Origin of the sequence: Bradyrhizobium sp. AUGA SZCCT0169, assembly GCF_018130085.1 — a bacterium.
Taxonomy (GTDB): Bacteria; Pseudomonadota; Alphaproteobacteria; order Rhizobiales; family Xanthobacteraceae; genus Bradyrhizobium.
On record NZ_JAFCMC010000037.1, the window covers coordinates 51,214 to 68,914 of the forward strand.

Annotated in this window: 16 protein-coding genes, 1 tRNA gene and 1 pseudogene; 8 read left to right on the forward strand and 10 right to left on the reverse strand. The window is 62.7% G+C overall.

The window, feature by feature from the left end; genetic code table 11:
• Positions 1–48: 48 nt before the first annotated feature.
• A complete protein-coding gene (locus JQ609_RS29015; protein ID WP_212276227.1) occupies positions 49–417 on the reverse strand; it encodes a hypothetical protein in 369 nt (122 codons plus the stop codon).
• A gap of 205 nt (positions 418–622) precedes the next feature.
• Between JQ609_RS29015 and JQ609_RS29020 the strand changes: the two genes are divergently transcribed.
• Entirely contained in the window at positions 623–1,843 is a 1,221-nt protein-coding gene (locus tag JQ609_RS29020; protein WP_212207391.1) for a tyrosinase family protein, read from the forward strand.
• On the opposite strand, the gene JQ609_RS29025 is transcribed toward JQ609_RS29020, so the two are convergent.
• Positions 1,840–2,061, reverse strand: coding sequence for a hypothetical protein (locus tag JQ609_RS29025; RefSeq protein WP_212207392.1), 222 nt, complete (start codon positions 2,059–2,061; stop codon positions 1,840–1,842). The two genes, JQ609_RS29020 and JQ609_RS29025, sit on opposite strands and share 4 nt — an antisense overlap.
• 67 nt (positions 2,062–2,128) lie before the next feature.
• Between JQ609_RS29025 and JQ609_RS29030 the strand changes: the two genes are divergently transcribed.
• On the forward strand, positions 2,129–2,836 hold the full coding sequence (locus JQ609_RS29030; protein ID WP_212276228.1) for a HEAT repeat domain-containing protein: 708 nt from the start codon (positions 2,129–2,131) through the stop codon (positions 2,834–2,836).
• A gap of 12 nt (positions 2,837–2,848) precedes the next feature.
• The gene (locus JQ609_RS29035) at positions 2,849–4,081 is read left to right on the forward strand and encodes an SCO family protein (RefSeq protein ID WP_212276229.1); all 1,233 of its coding nucleotides are present in this window, start codon (positions 2,849–2,851) and stop codon (positions 4,079–4,081) included.
• Between the two features lie 90 nt (positions 4,082–4,171).
• Here JQ609_RS29035 and JQ609_RS29040 read toward each other — a convergent pair.
• Positions 4,172–4,245 (reverse strand) — tRNA-Gln (locus JQ609_RS29040).
• A 201-nt stretch (positions 4,246–4,446) separates the two neighbouring features.
• Here JQ609_RS29040 and JQ609_RS29045 point away from each other — a divergent pair.
• Positions 4,447–5,190, forward strand: coding sequence for a spermidine synthase (locus JQ609_RS29045; RefSeq protein WP_212276230.1), 744 nt, complete (start codon positions 4,447–4,449; stop codon positions 5,188–5,190).
• 17 nt (positions 5,191–5,207) lie between these two features.
• Here JQ609_RS29045 and JQ609_RS29050 read toward each other — a convergent pair whose 3' ends face one another.
• The 3 genes from JQ609_RS29050 to JQ609_RS29060 form a co-directional block, all read right to left on the reverse strand.
• On the reverse strand, positions 5,208–5,783 hold the full coding sequence (locus tag JQ609_RS29050) for an invasion associated locus B family protein (protein ID WP_212276241.1): 576 nt from the start codon (positions 5,781–5,783) through the stop codon (positions 5,208–5,210).
• A gap of 127 nt (positions 5,784–5,910) precedes the next feature.
• Complete coding sequence (locus JQ609_RS29055) at positions 5,911–9,057, reverse strand: multidrug efflux RND transporter permease subunit (protein WP_212276231.1); 3,147 nt, start codon at positions 9,055–9,057, stop codon at positions 5,911–5,913.
• Positions 9,054–10,223, reverse strand: a complete 1,170-nt coding sequence (locus JQ609_RS29060) for an efflux RND transporter periplasmic adaptor subunit (protein WP_212276232.1) — start codon at positions 10,221–10,223, stop codon at positions 9,054–9,056. Before JQ609_RS29060 ends, JQ609_RS29055 begins: the two co-directional genes overlap by 4 nt.
• Before the next feature lie 558 nt (positions 10,224–10,781).
• On the opposite strand from JQ609_RS29060, the pseudogene JQ609_RS29065 reads away from it, so the two are divergent.
• From JQ609_RS29065 to JQ609_RS29085, 4 genes and pseudogenes are all read left to right on the forward strand, one after another.
• Positions 10,782–10,994: pseudogene (locus tag JQ609_RS29065) on the forward strand (PKHD-type hydroxylase); the annotation flags it as partial.
• Entirely contained in the window at positions 10,991–11,926 is a 936-nt protein-coding gene (exbB, locus tag JQ609_RS29075; protein WP_212276233.1) for a tonB-system energizer ExbB, read from the forward strand. The pseudogene JQ609_RS29065 and the gene exbB, both read left to right, overlap by 4 nt.
• 3 nt (positions 11,927–11,929) lie before the next feature.
• The gene (gene exbD, locus JQ609_RS29080; protein ID WP_212207405.1) at positions 11,930–12,397 is read left to right on the forward strand and encodes a TonB system transport protein ExbD; all 468 of its coding nucleotides are present in this window, start codon (positions 11,930–11,932) and stop codon (positions 12,395–12,397) included.
• Between the two features lie 13 nt (positions 12,398–12,410).
• Complete coding sequence (locus JQ609_RS29085; protein ID WP_212276234.1) at positions 12,411–13,205, forward strand: energy transducer TonB; 795 nt, start codon at positions 12,411–12,413, stop codon at positions 13,203–13,205.
• A gap of 22 nt (positions 13,206–13,227) precedes the next feature.
• Here the strand turns inward: JQ609_RS29085 and JQ609_RS29090 are convergent, their stop codons facing one another.
• The 4 genes from JQ609_RS29090 to JQ609_RS29105 all read right to left on the reverse strand — a co-directional run bounded on the left by JQ609_RS29090 (position 13,228) and on the right by JQ609_RS29105 (position 17,160).
• Positions 13,228–14,196, reverse strand: a complete 969-nt coding sequence (locus JQ609_RS29090; RefSeq protein ID WP_212276235.1) for a serine hydrolase — start codon at positions 14,194–14,196, stop codon at positions 13,228–13,230.
• Positions 14,197–14,725: 529 nt separating this feature from the next.
• Entirely contained in the window at positions 14,726–15,208 is a 483-nt protein-coding gene (locus tag JQ609_RS29095) for a hypothetical protein (RefSeq protein WP_212276236.1), read from the reverse strand.
• Between the two features lie 331 nt (positions 15,209–15,539).
• Positions 15,540–16,301, reverse strand: a complete 762-nt coding sequence (locus JQ609_RS29100) for a hypothetical protein (RefSeq protein ID WP_212276237.1) — start codon at positions 16,299–16,301, stop codon at positions 15,540–15,542.
• A 1-nt stretch (position 16,302) separates the two neighbouring features.
• The gene (locus JQ609_RS29105) at positions 16,303–17,160 is read right to left on the reverse strand and encodes a tetratricopeptide repeat protein (protein WP_212276238.1); all 858 of its coding nucleotides are present in this window, start codon (positions 17,158–17,160) and stop codon (positions 16,303–16,305) included.
• Between the last annotated feature and the right edge of the window lie 541 nt (positions 17,161–17,701).

Here is a 17,701-nt window from a genome sequence, read left to right on the forward strand (position 1 = left end):
CTTTAACCCGCCGTTCCATGCGAGATGGCGGGTTAAAGAGAACCCGCCCTACAGGCCAGCCGCTCCGGCGTGTTCGATCGCGGAGGGTGTCCGGCAGCCGACAATCGCCGGCGCCTCCCTGACCAGGTCGTCATTCTCCAGCGCCGTGACCATGAACAGGGCAAAGTCCATGCGACGCGTCATGTTGCTTTTGAGGATGGGGTCACCCACGTGGCGGCTCCACACGGGCATGCCCTGGCTCTCGCCTTCCTCAAGGTCGCTGCCGCGCACGACGGTCCACTTTGTGTCACTGGCAAACACCCGCCGGCATGCTTCCACCTGATCGTTGAGGTCCACGACGCGGAGAAGCCGCGCCAGTCCGCCGGCAATCGCGCCTTGGCGCGCCTGTCGCCACAAGCCGCAGGGTGACGAAGTCAATCGCCGATCGCGCCAATGGCGCTCTTTTCATGCGCACGGAAAGGTTGTATGTTGTTTTCAGCGCAGCCATAGACTTGAAGTCATGTTCGCTGGCGATTGCCAAGGAAAATCAACGCCGGGCGACTAGCCCAGGCCGATCAGGATCGCTCCGATCAGGCCCCAGCAGGCCAGCCGCAGGAAAGTCGCGAGCCCGGGAGGCACGGCAATGGATGTCGAACTGCAGATCAACAATGGCGCAACTGCTGCCACGCGATTCGTCTCATGGGCGCCTTCGCCCTGCCGCATCCGGGTGACCAATCCGTCCGGCGCCACGTCGCCGACCGTCAACGTCACCATCGCCGGGGTATCGTCGGCCAGCGGCGGTGTCGTGGTGTTCCGCGCAGGTGCCACGGGATCGTTTGCAAACAGCCTTACGCTTCCGGTTCCGACCAACGGCACCACCGTTCCGTTCTTTGTCGCCGGCCGGTTCGGCCGGCCCAGCGTCAACAATGGCGACGTGAAAATCGAGGCGCGCGTTGGCGCCACGCTGGTGGGATCGGTCTCGCTGATGGTGCGCATTCGAAAGAACGCCAACGCGCTGACCGCGGGCGAGCGTGATCGCTTCGTGTCGGCATTCGCGCAACTCAACAATCAGGGTCTGGGACGCTTTGCGGATTTCCGCAACATGCATACCAATGTGAGTTCGCCGCAGGCCCACGGCGCGCCGGGGTTTCTGCCGTGGCATCGCGCCTACCTTCTGGATCTGGAACGGGAGCTTCAGGCGATCGATCCAAGTGTGGCGTTACCGTACTGGCGCTTCGATCAGGCTGCGCCAAGGATATTCAATCGCGATTTCCTCGGCGTCTCCAATGCCCTTGGCACCGTCCAGTTCAACGCCACCAATCCCCTGCAGTTCTGGAAGACCGATGGGGTGCAGGGGATCAACCGCCGGCCGTTCTTCTCCACGACCTCGGCGCCGCCTGGCGTTCGCACCGAGCCCCAGACATTGGCCCTTGGCACGCAATACGCGGCGTTTCAAACCATGGAAGGTAACCCGCACGGGTCGGCCCATACCAGCTTCGGCGGTTCGATCGCCAGCATCGGCACGGCGGCGAAAGATCCGCTCTTCTTTCTGCTTCATTGCAACGTCGACCGCCTGTGGGCAAAGTGGCAGCGCCAGAACGGGCGCTTCAATCCGGCGCTCGCGGCATCGTTCGCCAATAACGGCGGTAACCCGATCGGCCACAATCTGCCTGATACGATGTGGCCGTGGAACGGGATTACCGGAGGTCAGCGTCCGCCGACGGCGCCGGGCGGATCGATGGCTCCGTCACCCTGCGTCAGCGCGCCGGGGCTGCAACCGCGCGTGCAGAGCAGCCTGGACTATCAGGGCACGGTCAACGCCACGTCCCGCATGGGATTCGATTACGACGATGTGCAGTTCTAACGCGCCTCGCGCGAGGAGATAGCAGCCATGGCCCCCACACGCAAAGCTGCAAAGCGGTCGAAGCCGGCAAGAAAAAAATCACCAAAGAAATCACCAAAGAAATCGGCAAAAAAATCGGCAAGAAAACGATCAAGCAAAAGGTCGGTGAAAGCGGAGTCGCCAAAGGTCGCCGCCCGGCGCGCAGCGTCGATCGCGACGAGTCCGAAAGGCACGGTCAAGGCGCGGGTTGCGGCTGCCGCACTGGCGCCCCTTGCGGTGTGCGAGAGCGACAAGGACCTTCAGGCGATGTTGAAGACCCTGCGCAACCAGGATGAGCCCGTCAAAGTGCGGCTTGCAGCGCTGCAAGCAATGCAGGCGGCAAGTTTCAGTGTCGTGGCGTTCGAGTCGAGCCGCGGAGATTACATCGCCACGCTGCGGGCGATCGCGGATGATCCGGATCCAGAACTGCGTCAGCGCGTGCTCGGTATCCTGGCGCGGGAGAAGGACGGCTATGCGCAGAAAAAGCTTCTCGAGGGGTTGAAGGATCCCAAGAAGGCGCTGGTCCCGCCGGAAAAGGCGTTGCAGCTTCTCAGCTATGATGTGCATGCGGACGCCTATTCGGCAGCGCGCGACATCGTCAAGAAGCCGCCGGATGAGATGGCGCGGCGCGAGGCCTTGCGGCTGCTTGCGGCGGACGCCACCGCCGCGCCGATGTTCGAGAAGCTGCTGCGCGACAAGAAGGAGCTGCGCGAGGTCAGGCAGATTGCAGCCTCCGCGCTGCAGGCGCTCAAGCCCGAAAAAATGCAGCAGCACGCGCGCGAGATCCTCCTCGACAAGTCGGACTACGACGACATCAAGGCAACGAGCCTCACGGCGTTGGCCCAGTTTGGCGATCAGGAAGCCATCGGCAAGGACAAGGCGTTGCTCAAGAGCGTCGATCGGCTCAGCGTGGGCAAGGCGTCCGCGAAATACAAGCAAAGCGCCTCGCGATTTCTCGGTAAATATGGCCAGTGAGGTGAGTGGGCGATGCCACGTGTCAAACCGGCGAGCCAGCTCTCGGAAGCACAGTTTGCGGCATTGGTCGACGGGCTGGCCGCCGATCCGGGTCGTCGCGAGCTGCTGACGGAGCTGTTGCACGAAAATCACCCCGTTTACGCGGAGTGCGGGGCGGCGGCGGTCGTGCGGATGCGCGGCTGGATCCTTCTCGCCCTTGCGCGCGCTGGCGTCCCGGACGGCGCGCTGATCTTTCTGCTCGAAGAGCTGGATGCCGGGGTTGACCCATATCTGGTCGCGGCTGCCGCGCACGCGCTGCGGTCGTACCCGCGTCCGACCGGCACGCTCGCAGCGTTCGTCATGCGCGCTCTGTCAAACATCCGCTATCGCGACGAGCCCGTGTCCTTTGACGCCTATGGCGAATATGCCATGTCCGCCGCCGGAACCAGCGCGGTTCGCGAACTGCTCGCGACGTTGGCGTGGCTCGGGCCGTTGGCGCGCGGCGTCATTCCCGAGCTGATGCTGCTTCGTGCCCAAGGCGGCGCCGGTTCCAGGAAGTTGCGCATCGACATCGACCGCGCCATCCAGACGATCTCCGGCGCCGATGAGGCCGCCAGTAGCGGTTCGCACGCATGCTGTGGCGCGCCGTCAGACAGTCTGCCCAGCACGGTTTCGTGGACGGCCGGTTCACGCTGCGATGCCGGGCCGATCGAGAAGGTTGTTCTCGAGGATCACGACGGAAATCGGATTACCTTCGAGGAATTCTTCAAGGGAAGGCCGGCCATCGTCGTGTTTTTCTACACGCGCTGCGACAATCCGATGAAGTGCTCGCTGACAGTGGCAAAACTCGCGCGCGTTCAGGGACTGCTTGACGCGCAGGGGCTGGGCGAGCGAATCCAGACCGCTGCCATTACCTATGATCCGGCGTTTGACCTGCCCGAACGTCTTCGCATTTACGCGCAGGACCGGGGGGTGCGGTTGGATGCCCGACACCGGATGCTGCGGGCGCTGGATAACGACGCGCTTCGCCGGCATTTCGAGCTCGGCGTCAACTTTATCGAGTCGCTGGTCAACCGGCATCGCATCGAGGTCTACATTCTGGATTCACAAGCGCGGATCGCGGTCTCCTTCGAGCGGATCCACTGGGATGAACGGGAGGTCGTGACCCACGCAATCGAACTGCTGAAGGAGCGGGAGCCCGGCGCCGGACAAGGCCAGCCGCGCTCGTGCTGCTCGTCCTCGGCAGCTGTTGGACGGGCAGGGTGAGTCTGGGTCCGCGGATGCGATCCCGTTTTGTCCGGTCTCGGGAGGGATCGATTCTACGGCGTCAGCGCTGCTTGGCTTTTTCGAGAAGTTTGGCTGGGGAACTAGGATTCGAACCTAGACAAACAGAGTCAGAGTCTGTTGTGCTACCGTTACACCATTCCCCAAGAATTACTGAGCGACATCAATAGCTTAGTGAGTCGGTCGGCAATTTCTCGCGCCCGAATTCCAAGAATCCGGCGAACTGGCGCCCTTCTACTCGCTACCCTGCGCCCTTGGCAAGCGCGCGGGGAAGGCGTTGTTGCATGGGGTCCGGCAAATCCGCCGGTATTTTGGGACGCGGCCGGGCCGCAGTCAGGCCTTGGCCGATGAGCCTTTCGTTCGAAGAACTGGACTTCCGCCCGACGCCGATGGGCGTGCTCAGCCTGCGGCGCCGCAGGCGGCCGATGTCCGATGTCGATATTTTTGAGATCAAGCTCGGCGACGAGTTTCTGATGTCGAGCCAGTACACGTTGGCCGAGATCGAACTGGCGCGGCTTGGCCTCGCGGCGCATGGTCGCGCGGATCTGGACGTGGTGGTCGGTGGCCTCGGGCTCGGCTACACCGCGCGCGCGGTGCTCGAACAGGCCGGCGTGCGATCGCTGATCGTGGTCGATGCGCTTTCCGAGGTGATCGAATGGCACGAGCAGGGATTGCTTCCGCTCGGCAAGGAGCTCACCGGCGATCCGCGCTGCCGCCTGGCCCATGGCGATTTCTTTGCGATGTCGTCTTCCGCCGAAGGGTTCGATGCGGGTGCACAGGGGCGCCGTTTCGATGCCGTGCTGGTCGATATCGATCACTCGCCGCGCAAGCTGCTGCATCCGCGCCACGCCGCGCTGTACGAGCCGGAAGGGCTGGCGCGGCTCGCCGGCCATCTGCAGCCGGGCGGCGTGTTCGCACTGTGGTCGAACGATCCACCCGACGATGCGTTCGAGCGCGTGCTGGCCGGCGCCTTTGCGACCGCGACGAGCCATGTCGTGACTTTCGACAATTGGCGCGGGGATCACGATGCCAGCAACACCGTCTATGTGGCCGTGAAAGCCGAGGTGCCGCTGCCGGTTGCCGTCGCCTGAGGCCTCGACGCGGGCCGTTACTTGATCTTGTCGTAGGCCGCGGCGAAGTCGGCAAGCGGCATCGGAATGGTGATGCTTTCCTTGGCCATGTTCTGGAACGAGACTTTCAGTTGCTTGCCGGATTTCATCGCCGCCAGCATGTCCGCCGGGATCGGGCTGTTGGCATAGCAGCCGCGTTGCTCGCAGGTCTGGATCTGCAGATCGGAGACCTTGCCGTCGTCGACCTGGAGTTTGGCGCCCGCCGGCAGGTTCAATCCGAGCGGCAGCTGGATGATGGCGATCGGTTGACGGGTCTCGCCGGCGACGCGGATGTTGAGCAGCACGATCACCTGTCCGGTCTTGGTCAGAACCGCGCTTTGTTCGACGGCGCATTCGAGCGGCGCGTCGCGGCTCGGGCTGGAGCAGCGCGCGACCCAGCCGGGAGCGGCGGGGGTGTTGGCCGGCGCGGCATCGGCCTGCGGGGCCGGCGTCGGCGACGGCGTTGCCTGGGCTGCACGCGGCGCCGCCTTGGCCTTGGGTGCTGCCTGCGGCGCCTGGGCGAAACCGGGCGAGGCAAACGTAACGGCGACGACGAATGCGAGCGTTGCTGAAATTTTCACTGATACGGCTCCGAAATATGTCGCTCTCGGATGTGCCGTCAGGGGCGCAAAGTCAAGTAACCCGCCGGCCAGATCGCCCGCAGGGTTAAATCACTGGCAATCCATCACGCGCAAAGCCGGTTCACTCGGCGGCCTGCTTCACGGTGCCTTGTTGTTCCGGATCGGCCTCGCGATCGGGATGCGCCGGTCGCCCCCAGCGCGCAAACGCGTTGGAGAGCCGGTCGAGATAGAGATAGATCACCGGCGTCGTGAACAGCGTCAGCGCCTGGCTGACGATGAGGCCGCCGACCATGGCATAGCCGAGCGGCTGGCGGATTTCCGATCCGGTGCCGGTGCCGAGCATCAGCGGCACGCCGCCGAGCAGGGCCGCCATCGTCGTCATCATGATTGGGCGGAAACGCAGCAGCGCTGCCTTGCGGATCGCGGCCTCGGGCTCCAGCTGCTCGTCGCGCTCGGCCGAGATCGCAAAATCGACCATCATGATGCCGTTCTTCTTCACGATGCCGATCAGCAGAACGATGCCGATCAGTGCGATCAGGCTGAAATCGAATCCGAACAGCATCAGGATCGCCAGCGCACCGACGCCGGCCGACGGCAGCGTCGACAGGATGGTGATCGGGTGGATGTAGCTTTCATAGAGAATGCCGAGGATCAAATAGACGACGACGAGGGCCGCGAGGATCAGCAGCGGCACGGTGCCGAGCGATTGCTGGAAGGCCTGCGCGGTGCCCTGGAAACTCGAGTTGAGCGTCGTCGGCGCGCCGATCTCGACCATCGCCTTCTGGACGGCGTTGGTCGCCTGGCCCAGCGCCGCGCCCTGAGCGAGGTTGAAGCTGATCGTGATCGCCGGGAACTGGCCTTGGTGGCTGATCGACAGCGGCCGCACCGGCACGCTGGTCCATTTCGCAAACGTCGACAGCGGCACCTGGTCGCCGGTGGTCGGGGATTTCACGTAGATCTTGTTCAGGGTGTCGATGCTGCCCTGCAGTTCCGGCAGCACTTCGAGAATCACGTGATAGCTGTTGAGCTGCGTGAAGTATTGCGTCACCTGGCGCTGGCCGAAGGCGTCGTACAGCGTGTCGTCGATCATTTGCGGCTGGATGCCGTAGCGCGAGGCGGTGTCGCGATTGATCTTCAGTTCCACCGTGGTGCCGTTGGTCTGCTGGTCGGTCGCGACGTCGCGCAGCTCGGGCAGCGTCTGCATTTTGGCGAGGATCTTCGGCGCCCATTCGTTCAGTTCGGCCAGATTGGCGTCCTGCAGCGTGAATTCGAACTGGGTTCGCGTCGGCCGGCCGCCCAGCCGCACGTCCTGCGCCGCCTGCATATAGAGCCGGGCGCCCTCGACCTTGTCCAGCTTGGGGCGCAGCCGGGCGATGATCTCCTGCGCTGACGCCGTGCGCTCGTTGCGCGGCTTCAGCGTGATGTACATGTTGCCGTTGTTGCCGGCCCTGCCGCTGCCGCCAACGTTCATGGCGATGGTCGCGACGTCAGGATCGGCCATCACGATCTTGCCGAGCTCCTCCTGGTGGCGCTTCATGTCGGCGAACGAAATGTCCTGGCTGGCCTCGGAGGTGGCGGTGATCAGGCCGACGTCCTGTTGCGGGAAGAAGCCTTTCGGGATGATCACGAACAGGTAGACCGATAATCCCAGCGTCGCGAAGAAGATCATCAGCGTCGTGAATTTCCAGCGCAGCGCCAGATCGAGCCCGCGTTCATAGGCGCGAAGCATGGCGTCGAACGCGCTTTCGCTCCATTGGTAGAAGCGCCCATGCCGGGTCTCATGATGCGACCTGAGGAAGCGCGAGGCCATCATCGGCGTCAGCGTCAAGGATACGATCATCGATACGAAGATCGTCATCGCCAGCGTGACCGCGAATTCACGGAACAGCCGGCCGATGATGCCGCCCATCAACAGCAGCGGGATCAGCACCGCGACCAGCGAGATCGAGATCGAAACGATGGTGAAGCCGATTTCGCTGGCGCCCTTGAAGGCGGCGGCCATCGGCTTTTCGCCCTCCTCGATGTAGCGGGTGATGTTCTCCAGCATCACGATGGCGTCGTCGACGACGAAGCCGACGGCGATGGTGAGCGCCATCAGCGACAGGTTGTCGAGCGAATAGCCGAACACCCACATCAGCGCGCAGGCGCCGAGCAGGGCCAGTGGCACCGTGACGGTCGGGATCACGGTGGCCCAGAAGCTGCGCAGGAAGATGAAGATCACCATCACGACCAGTGCGATGGTCAAAAGCAGCGTGAATTGCACGTCCTCGACCGCGGCGCGGATGGTCTGGGTGCGGTCGCTGATGACCTCGATCTTGATCGCAGGCGGGATCGCCGCGACCAGCCGCGGCAGCGCCGCCTTGATCTTGTCGACGGTCTCGATGACGTTGGCGCCGGGCTGCTTGAACACGACCAGGAACACGCCACGCTTGCCATTGGCCCAGGCCGCCTGCTTGGCATCTTCCGGACCGGTGACGGCCTGGCCGATATCGCGAACCCGCAGCGGTCCGCCGTTGCGATAGGCGATGATGACGTCGTTCCAGTCCTTGGAATCGAGCAGCTGGTCGTTGGCGTAGATGGTGTAGGCGCGGGTGGCGCCGTCGATATTGCCTTTCGGGCTGTCGACGGTAGTGATCGTGATCTGGCTGCGCACGTCCTCCATCGACAAGCCCTTGGCGACCAGCTTGGCGGGATCGATCTGGATGCGGATCGCGGGTTTTTGCTGCCCGCCGATGATGACCTGCGCCACGCCGGAAATCTGGCTGATCTGCTGCGCCAGCTGGGCGTCGACGGCATCGCTGACGGTGGTCAGCGGCAACGTGTCCGACGTCGCCGACAGCAGCAGGATCGGCGAGTCCGCCGGGTTGACCTTGCGATAGGTCGGCGGCGAGGGGAGATTCTTCGGCAATTGGCCGCCGGCCGCGTTGATCGCGGCCTGCACGTCGTTGGCGGCGCCATCGATCGAGCGGTTGAGGTCGAACTGGATAGTGACCGCGGTCGTGCCGAGATAGCTCGACGAGGTCATCTGCGCGATGCCGGGAATTTGCGCGAGCTGACGCTCCAGCGGCTGCGCCACCGACGAGGCCATGGTCTCCGGGCTGCCGCCCGGCAGGCTGGCGGAGACCTGGATGGTCGGAAAATCGACCTGCGGCAGCGGGGCCACCGGCAACAGCGGATAGGCGACGAGACCGATGAACAGGATGCCGGCCATCATCAGCGAGGTGCCGATGGGGTAGCGAATGAAGGGCGCGGAGATTCCGCCGCTCATTTTTGGCCGACCCTGGCCTGCGCCGGGTCCGAACTTGCGACCACGGTCGAAACCTGCGTGCCCGGCTGCACCTTGTATTGGCCTGCCGTGATCACCTGCTCGCCGGGCGACAATCCCTCATCGATCACGGAGCGCCCGTCGATCGACCGCGTCACCTTGATGTTGCGCAGGGCAGCCTTGCTGTCCTGGCCGACCGTGAAGGCGTAGAGGCCGTCGGCGCCGTGCTGGACCGCATCGTCGGGCGCCACGGTGGCGTCCTTCAGCGTCGCAATCAGAAGCCGGGTCGAAACCGACTGGCCCGGCCACAGCGCATGATCCTTGTTGTCGAACACGGCCTTGAGCCGGATCGTGCCGCTCGTGGTGTCGACCTGGTTGTTGATCAGCGCCAGCGTTCCCGTCGACAGCACGCGCTTGCCGTCGGTCGACAGCGCAATCGTTTGCGGCGGCGCCACCGCTAGCGCAGCCTTGATCTCGGGCAGTTGATCTTCGGGGGCCGTGAAGATCACGGCGATCGGTTCGATCTGCGCGATGGTCACAATGCCGGTCTGGGTCGCGGCGTTGACGATGTTGCCGACGTCGACCTGGCGCAGGCCCGCGACCCCGGAGATCGGCGCCTTGATGGTGGCGTAGTCGAGCTGGGTTTGCGCATTGAAAATGGCCGCGGCGTCGGCCTCGATCTGCGCCGTCAGCTGCGCGACGGTGGAGCGCTGGGTATCGGTTTGCTGCCGGGTTGCGAATTCGCCGAGCTTGGTAAAGCGCTGCAAATCGAGACTGGCGTTGGCGAGATTGGCTTCGTCCTGGGCTTTCTTGGCCTTGGCCTGATCGAGCGTCGCCTGGAAAGGCCGCGGATCGATCTCGACCAGCGTATCGCCCTGCTTGACGAACTGACCTTCCTGGAAGGCGATCCGGTTGATCTGGCCATCGACACGGGTGCGGACCAGGACCGTATTAAAGCCTTGCACCGTGCCAAGGCCGGTCAGATAGACCGGGAAATCGGCCTTCTCGACGGCTGCGGTCTTGACGCCGACGCGGGCCGGTACAGGCCTTTGCGAATGATCGGCCCGGGCAGTGTGGTCTTCGCCGTGGAATCTCTGCCAGCCGAAATAGCCGAGCCCGGCCATTGCACCGATCAGCAATAACAGACGGATCGCGCGCGATTTGGACATGCGGGCTTCTTGGGTTCGGGAGGGTATTCAAAAGAGTCCCCAGCGAAGTCCGGTGTAATATGCGCGCCGTTTCGGTGTAAACACACTAAGACTTGAAGAATCCTAAACAATTGGAAAGGTTTGAAAGCCGCGCGGCTTGATCAAAAATGTCGCTCTGCAATGCCTGCCGATTGCGCAACTCGCCAGGCGTTTCGCGCCTGCAGCGCCGCGGTGAAGGTATGAAGAGTCTTGGCGGGAAAAACTCCCGATGGGACTCGGGATAATATCCGCGCAGCGCGATCGGCGGCTCGTCGAATTCCCGCAATTGCGATCGCGCTTTTCGAAACGTTTTGAAACATCGCTGGATGTCCATCGCGCGAGCGGGTTGTGATGCTCTCCGACTTCGGCGATGCGATCAAAGTGGTGAATGGTTTCAACATCGCCGCGTTGGGAGCGGGCGGTGGTGTGCCCATTGGCGGCCGATCTTTAGATTTAGAACCCTTCAAATCTAAGTCGCTCAAGCCGACAGAAGAGGCCTTCGATGGTTCCCTAAAACGAGGCTCCGGGCCAGGCCCCGCAGTTTACGGTGCTTCTAGTTTGCATCTCACACGAGGTATGCGTGTGGTGTCTTTTGTCTGGCTGCAGGGCATGGTACGGGATGCCCACGCCCGCAGCCTGACTTTCGATCAGACGTCGATCCAGGCCTTGGTAATGCGACCGGGGCGATGACCCTGAAACGGTCAAATTGACGGCATCTATCACAACCTAATTCGCTACTGGGCCGAAGCATGAATTTCTTGATTGTTCGAAACACCGTTGCTGCGATCGCCGCATTGGCGATCCTGTCGCCAACCGCGCCTTCGTCGGCCCAGCAGCAGATGGCGCCGGTAGCAACAGCCGCGCAGGCTCCGGCGGTTCAGGCGCCCGCGCCGTCGGCGGCCGCAGCGCCAACTGCCGCGGCCCCGGCTGCAGAAACCACCGCGGCGCCGGCCGAGCGTGACAAGCTGTTGAAGGCTGCCGCTGCGGAGCTCCGCGAATTGTCGCCGTGGTCGATGTTCAAGTCGGCGGACGTGCTGGTCAAGGCCGTCATGATCGGTCTCGCCTTTGCCTCGCTGCTGACCTGGACCATCTTCATCGCCAAGATGATCGAGATGACCGTCATTCAGCGCAAGCTGCGCAATGCGCTCAAGAAGATCAGCGACTCCCGCTCGCTTGCGGAAGCGCAATTCGCGCTGGGCGCGAAAAGTAACGTGCTGTCGTCGTTGCTCGCGGCCGCGATGCGCGAAGCGCGCCTGTCGGCGGGTATATCGAGCGACGCCGGCATCAAGGAGCGCGCGGCGTCGAGCTTTGCCGAGATCGTGCGCGCCGAGGCGCGGCGGATCCGGCTCGGCATGGGCCTGCTCGCCACCATCGGTGCAACGTCGCCCTTCGTCGGACTGTTCGGCACGGTCTGGGGTATCATGAACAGCTTCATCGGCATCTCGAAATCGCAGACGACGAATCTGGCCGTGGTGGCGCCCGGTATTGCCGAAGCGCTGCTGGCGACCGCGATCGGTCTCGTCGCCGCGATTCCGGCCGTCATCATCTACAATCACTTTTCGCGCGTGACCAAGGGCTACCTGGAACTGGTCGGCCGTGCGTCGGGCGCCGCAGGACGGCTGCTGTCGCGCGATCTCGATCGGACCCATGTCAGCGGTTCGCATTCCCGTACGGCAGCGGAGTAGGCGATGGGCGCTTCGATCGCAGAGAGCGACGACGACGACGGCGATTTTGCGGAATCGCACGAAATCAACGTCACGCCGTTCATCGACGTCATGCTCGTCCTCTTGATCATCTTCATGGTGGCGGCGCCGCTGTCGACCGTCGACCTTCCGATCGACCTGCCGACATCGACGGCGACCCCGCAGAAGAAACCGGACAAGCCGACTTACGTAAGTATCAAGCCGGATCTGGCGGTCGCGATCGGCGAGAACCTGGTCAAGCGGGTCGATCTGGTGCGCTCGCTCGACGCGATGCCGGATATGAGCAAGGATAAATATGTGTTCCTGCGCGCCGATCGCGCGGTGCCCTATGGCGAGTTGATGGACGTGCTGGAGATCCTGCGCGCTGGTGGTTATTCGAAGCTCAAGCTGGTGGCGCTCGAAGGCGTTCCGGACGCGTCGGCGGTGCCGGCGCCGGCCGAAACGAAGCCCTGAACGGCTGATTGTGATGACTGACCTCGACGAACAGAACACGTCCCGGCGGCTCTGGATTTTCGCAGGCGTCTGCGCGCTCGCGCTGCACATCGGCGGCGCGGCGCTGGCGATCTCGCATTTGCAGGCCGAAGAAGCCGACGATGCGCTCGGTGCGACCGCGATCGAGATCGGGCTCGAAATGGCCTCGGTCCATCGCGAGGTGACCGATCTGCCGCCGGGGCCGGATACGGATGCGTCGACGTCGTCGCCGCAACTCGCCGAGCAGAAGGCCGAGGTCAAGGAAACCGAGCTGCCGCAGGACAAGCCAACCGAACCCGAAGAAGCGGACCGGGTGGTGACGGAGACCGAGTCGAAAAAGCCGAAGGAAGACGAACCGAAGATCGCGGCAGTGCAGACCGCAGCCTCGACGGAGTCAGTCGCGTCGGAAGCAACCGCCACCCCCAGTTCCGAGGCGATCCCGGAGGGACCGCGATCGATCGCACCGGCCATCGGCACCGGCGAGACGGCGCGCCGCGTGCGTGCGACCTGGCAGAAGGAACTGATCTCTCACCTCGACAAGCACAAGAAATATCCAAAGGATCGCTCGCAACAGGCCGCCGAAATCGCTGTTCGGTTCACGCTGGACCGGATGGGGCGCGTGCTTTCGGTCAGCATCGAAAAGGGATCCGGCGACGCGGCGTTCGACGAGGCCGCACTCTCAATGGTGCGGCGCTCCGATCCCGTGCCCGCGCCGCCGCCATTGATCGCCGACGAGGGGTTGAGCTTTACCGTGCCGGTGATCTTCCGCGTCAAATCGAAGAAGGGCTGAGCGGGGTAGGGCGCCGCGGGGCCTACGACGCTGCGTCCGTTCGGAGCGCGCGCACCGCAGCTCTGATCATCGCGACGATTTCGAGCTTGGCGTCGCCGTCCTCAGGCTGACGCCACGCGCTCTGGATTGCAACGACCACCTGCTCGGCCGGATTGACGACGATGATCTGGCCATAGTCGCCATTCGCCGAAAAGACACCGTGGCTGACGCCGCCCGGCAAGTGCGGCATCGCCCACCAGTGGTAGCCGTGTCCCAACGGCGAACCGGGCCTGAGCCGACCGAAGCCGGTGGGGGCGCTGTCGGGCTGTCCGGCGAGATCGCGCCAGCCGGGCGGAAGGACCCGCCGCCCATTGAAGGCTTCGCCATCCTCCAGCACCAGCTGGCCGAAGCGGCCGAAGTCGCGCAGGCGTGCGCTGACGCCAAACCCGCCCATCTCCATTCCGCCTTCGGAATCAAGCTGCCAATACCCGTCGGCTTCCATGCCGGCAGGGCCCCAGATCGTCTCGGCGCAGTAGTCGGCCAGGGGCCGGGCTATTGCGGCAGCGATCAGCGCGCCAATCAGGTAACTCTCGCCGGTCGAATAGTTGAAGACGACGCCCTGCGCCTGTGCGCGCGGCAGTTTGCACAGGAGGTCGAGGACGGAGCCTGGCCGCCGGCTCACCATGGCCTTGCTCAGACGATAGACCTCCGAGCGTCCGTCTGCATCGTTGTGCTCGCGCCAGGCCACGCCGGAGCACATCCGCAGGAGATTACGAATCGTGACGCCCTCGTAAGCCGAGCCGCGCAACCGCGGCAGGTATTGCTCGCAGCGATCGTCAAGGCTGCCGATCGCGCCATCGTGGAGCGCAGCCCCGACGAGCGTCGCGGTGATCGACTTCGCGGTCGACATGCTGGTCCACCGACTCTCCGGGCCGTTGCCCATGCCGTAACGTTCCAGCGCAATCTCGCCGTGCTTCAGGATCAGCAACCCGGCCGTGCGGCGGCGGGCCATGTGGTCGCTGAGGCCGAGGCGTACCCCCGCCCACCTCAAAGGTCAGGTCCGCGAGCGAACGGGCGTGCGGAGGAAGCGGCCGCACCGCGTCGCCGCGCCGGATGACGCGCACCGGCCAGACCTGGTCCTGGTTGCGGAAGGTCGGCGCCTGGTTTTCGGGTGTCGTGTTCCAGATGTTCGGAGCCGCCCGCTCCGGATCGGCGTCATCAGCGGCATTCGTCGGTGCAGGATTGGCCATGAATACCCCCTCGTTCGTTGAGACGACGCCAGATCGCCCGGGAACGGCGCGTTTGCAAAGCAAATCAAGTTGGTTTGACGTGCTCTGGTCCCGCTGGCATGCTGACGGCCGACGATACGGAGACATAGCCCCGTCAGGGGATGTGCGAATGTCCGCTCAGGGTCAATCGCGTCGGTTTGGCCAGACCATGGCGACTTCCGGTCTACTCCGATGAACGGACATTCTCAGGATAGGCAGGCATGTCTCAAAGGTGCCAAAAGCACTCATGACCTTCAGCTTCGGCAGATCGGCTTAGCTTTGTGAGATTATGGCGCGTTGAGATACCATCAATTGAAAAAGCGCCGAATGAACTGTCGCGCCCGCCAGCACGCCTAGGACGCTAGGAACAACTAAAGTGGCGGTCAAGAAGATCAACGACGCTCCCCAAAGCAAGGTTAGGAGCATGAGGTATTCTCCTCTCGAACGATTTGCTGTTCGTTGTCGTTCAATCGCCTGATCGCTTGGATACCATTGCAAGGACGCAATGAAGGTCAGCAAAAACGTAATCGGATTGGCAATTGCCAGAATTAGACGTAGGTCCGCCTCGTCGAGCGGAGCGATGAATGGATGGTAGTGGCCAAGCGCGACCATGATCGCCGCAACGCTGACGAATACGATTATCAGGTTGAGCACGTATCCACTTAAGACAGCGTTCCACGCCGAGATCACGTCTGTGGCTTTGACGATGCTCGACCCGAACAAAAACCGGTTTAGCACTTGACCCATCATTCGCATAATATTCGCCAACTGAATGCACGACGCACGCTACACGGTCTGGATAACCCTCCGCGAAACTAAACCATTCAACTTTTAGAAAAACCGATAATGAGGGTTTTGCCCAAGCCTCGACGAATGTCTGCTTTGGGTCTCATTTTCGGAAGTCAGCACTCGCATCGGCGATTTCCGATCTTGCCCCAGCAGCGGACTTCACTTGTCAGATCGGCCATTTCTGAAAAGTGCCAACAACGGAAGTGTCCTTTGACAGTTGGCGTCCAGTTGAAGCCCCTGACCTTGCTGTCCTTCTTCCACAGCGCCTCGTCGTAGTCAGCTTCCGATAGCAGCCACTTCAATTCGTCGTGGTCTTGAAGCCGCGCATGAACACGAGCTTTTCCTCACGAAATCGGAGAATGAGCCAAGCGGTCTCATCGAAACCGTTTGCGAGCTTTCCGGCATGAAAATACAGCATCTGAGCAGCTTCCGACTTCGACGGCGGTCCCAGCGCCGTGACGACCTCCTTACGCGACATACCCAAATGCAGCTTGCCGTCGAAGACGACGGGCGAGAACTTTTCCGGGATGATGGCGCAATCGGTCGAGGTCTCGGTGTCTTTCTCGGTGAGCTCTTCAACGATCTCTGTGACGCGACGGTCCGGGCCGCCCATCTCTCCGTGGGACACGACCCATAATCGATGCTGCGCGCGCCTATAACACAGCCAATAGATGCTACCTCCAGCGTCGCCCTGGTGTTGAATGGTCCCTTCGCCCACGGCTTTGCGGACCGCGCCGAGCCGCGTCTCCTCGAAGCGGCCGGCGAATGCGCCTAGCGAAAAGCGGGTCGCCAATCTCTTCACCACCGTCGGCGGCACGCGCTCGAACGCGTGTTCGTCGACTGGCGGCGGCGGTGTCTGCGCGGAGCAGTCGTTCGCGGGGATCGCGAAAAGGAGAAGCAGCAAGAAGAGCGTCTTTCGACCATCAACTCCGAATTGCCTTGCATTGGAGATTGAGCGCTTCTGCAATAGCTCCTTTCCCCTGGCAAGGATGGCGTCAACATCGAGGTCTTTGACGCGGCCAGCCGCTCTGTCCGCCAGTCCTTTATAAATTCGAGCCATGTCAGCGCCGCCCCGTCATCTTGCTCAATTCTTTCGATACGCGCTTCACAGCCGTCGGGCCGTCTGGATCGGACGGAGCGAGTTGAGCGTGCATCTTGAAGTCGGCCAATGCCGCTTGCAGACTGCGCTTCTTCTCCCACGCCATGCCGCGGTTGTAATAGGCTTTGGCAATTTTCGGATCGAGCCGGATCGCCTGGCTAAAATCCGCGATGGCCCGGTCGAGGTCGCCCCTGTTGCCCCATGCGCTGCCGCGGTTGACGTAGGCGCTCCCATATTTCGGATTGAGTTCGATCGCCTGGTTATAGTCCGCGATGGCCCGGTCGTATTTGCCCCCGGCGCTCCAGGCGCTGCCGCGGCCGTAGTACGCTTCAGCATCTTTCGGATCGATCTGGATCGCCTGGTCGAAGTCCGCGATGGCCCGGTCGAGGTCGCCCTTGGACCCCAAGGCGCTGCCGCGGTTGAGGTAGGCAACCCCGTATTTCGGATTGAGCTTGATCGCCTGGTTATAGTCCGCGATGGCCCGGTCGAAGTCGCCTTTGTGGAACCAAATGTTGCCGCGGTTGCTGTACGCAGCCGGAAACGTCGGATCGATCCGCATCGACTCGTTGTAGTCAGCCACTGCGCGGTTGGGATCGCCCTGTGCCTGGTACGCCCCGCCGCGACGCGTATACAGCCGCGCGAGGTTTCGCCCGGTGTATTGGTGCGAATCGATGGCGCGCGAGCACTCTGTGACCGCAAGATCATCTGACAGTTTTATGCAGAAATCCAACTCGTCTGCGGCTGCCATTCTCGGCAACCCGGCGAGAACCACCACGGCCATGCATGCTAACAACCGGTATGTTGAGAAGTGCATCTGCATCGCACGTGGTCTCCGCACGTTGGTCGGAGCAGTCGGAACAACCGACCGCCATTCTCCGGACGTTCATTTGTCCCTTAGTCGGAGTCCCAGAACAAATGGTTCATCAGCGATGATTGGACGCTCGGTTTCCGCACAAAATGGCTGATTTTAACCGGGGGCTCGCCCAAGGTGCGACAAAACAACCCGACGGGCAAATCAGTTCTGATTGACGGAAATCGTGTCAAGCAGAAAATTTCTGTAAATCAAAATATTTCTGTTGTCGGCCGACCCAAATCAGTGCGCATCTATCGCCATCCCGTCCTGGTCAGAAGGGCGTCGGCCGTCGTCACGGACGTTGGGCGGGTTGCGGTGGACGCTGGTTTACGCCTCGACGACGGCGTGGATAAGCGTACGGCAAAACCGTGTGGTCCTGGCGCCCGTTGCAGGCGTCAAGTTGCCGGAGAAGCGCAAGCGGGAACGGCAGCGACGGAGTCAACCAAGAACTCGTCTCCGGGGAGATCACGGCATAAGCCGTAAAGCCATTGCGCAGGGAAGGCCGGGT

Excerpts from the sequence above, each read along its gene's own strand:
- JQ609_RS29020 (WP_212207391.1), top strand. The coding sequence starts at position 623 with ATGGATGTCGAACTGCAGATCAACAATGGCGCAACTGCTGCCACGCGA.
- JQ609_RS29030 (WP_212276228.1), top strand. The coding sequence starts at position 2,129 with ATGTTGAAGACCCTGCGCAACCAGGATGAGCCCGTCAAAGTGCGGCTT.
- JQ609_RS29035 (WP_212276229.1), top strand. The coding sequence starts at position 2,849 with ATGCCACGTGTCAAACCGGCGAGCCAGCTCTCGGAAGCACAGTTTGCG.
- JQ609_RS29045 (WP_212276230.1), top strand. The coding sequence starts at position 4,447 with ATGAGCCTTTCGTTCGAAGAACTGGACTTCCGCCCGACGCCGATGGGC.
- JQ609_RS29055 (WP_212276231.1), bottom strand. The coding sequence starts at position 9,057 with ATGAGCGGCGGAATCTCCGCGCCCTTCATTCGCTACCCCATCGGCACC.
- JQ609_RS29060 (WP_212276232.1), bottom strand. The coding sequence starts at position 10,223 with ATGTCCAAATCGCGCGCGATCCGTCTGTTATTGCTGATCGGTGCAATG.
- exbB (WP_212276233.1), top strand. The coding sequence starts at position 10,991 with ATGAATTTCTTGATTGTTCGAAACACCGTTGCTGCGATCGCCGCATTG.
- exbD (WP_212207405.1), top strand. The coding sequence starts at position 11,930 with ATGGGCGCTTCGATCGCAGAGAGCGACGACGACGACGGCGATTTTGCG.
- JQ609_RS29085 (WP_212276234.1), top strand. The coding sequence starts at position 12,411 with ATGACTGACCTCGACGAACAGAACACGTCCCGGCGGCTCTGGATTTTC.
- JQ609_RS29090 (WP_212276235.1), bottom strand. The coding sequence starts at position 14,196 with ATGGCCCGCCGCCGCACGGCCGGGTTGCTGATCCTGAAGCACGGCGAG.
- JQ609_RS29095 (WP_212276236.1), bottom strand. The coding sequence starts at position 15,208 with ATGCGAATGATGGGTCAAGTGCTAAACCGGTTTTTGTTCGGGTCGAGC.
- JQ609_RS29100 (WP_212276237.1), bottom strand. The coding sequence starts at position 16,301 with ATGGCTCGAATTTATAAAGGACTGGCGGACAGAGCGGCTGGCCGCGTC.
- JQ609_RS29105 (WP_212276238.1), bottom strand. The coding sequence starts at position 17,160 with ATGCAGATGCACTTCTCAACATACCGGTTGTTAGCATGCATGGCCGTG.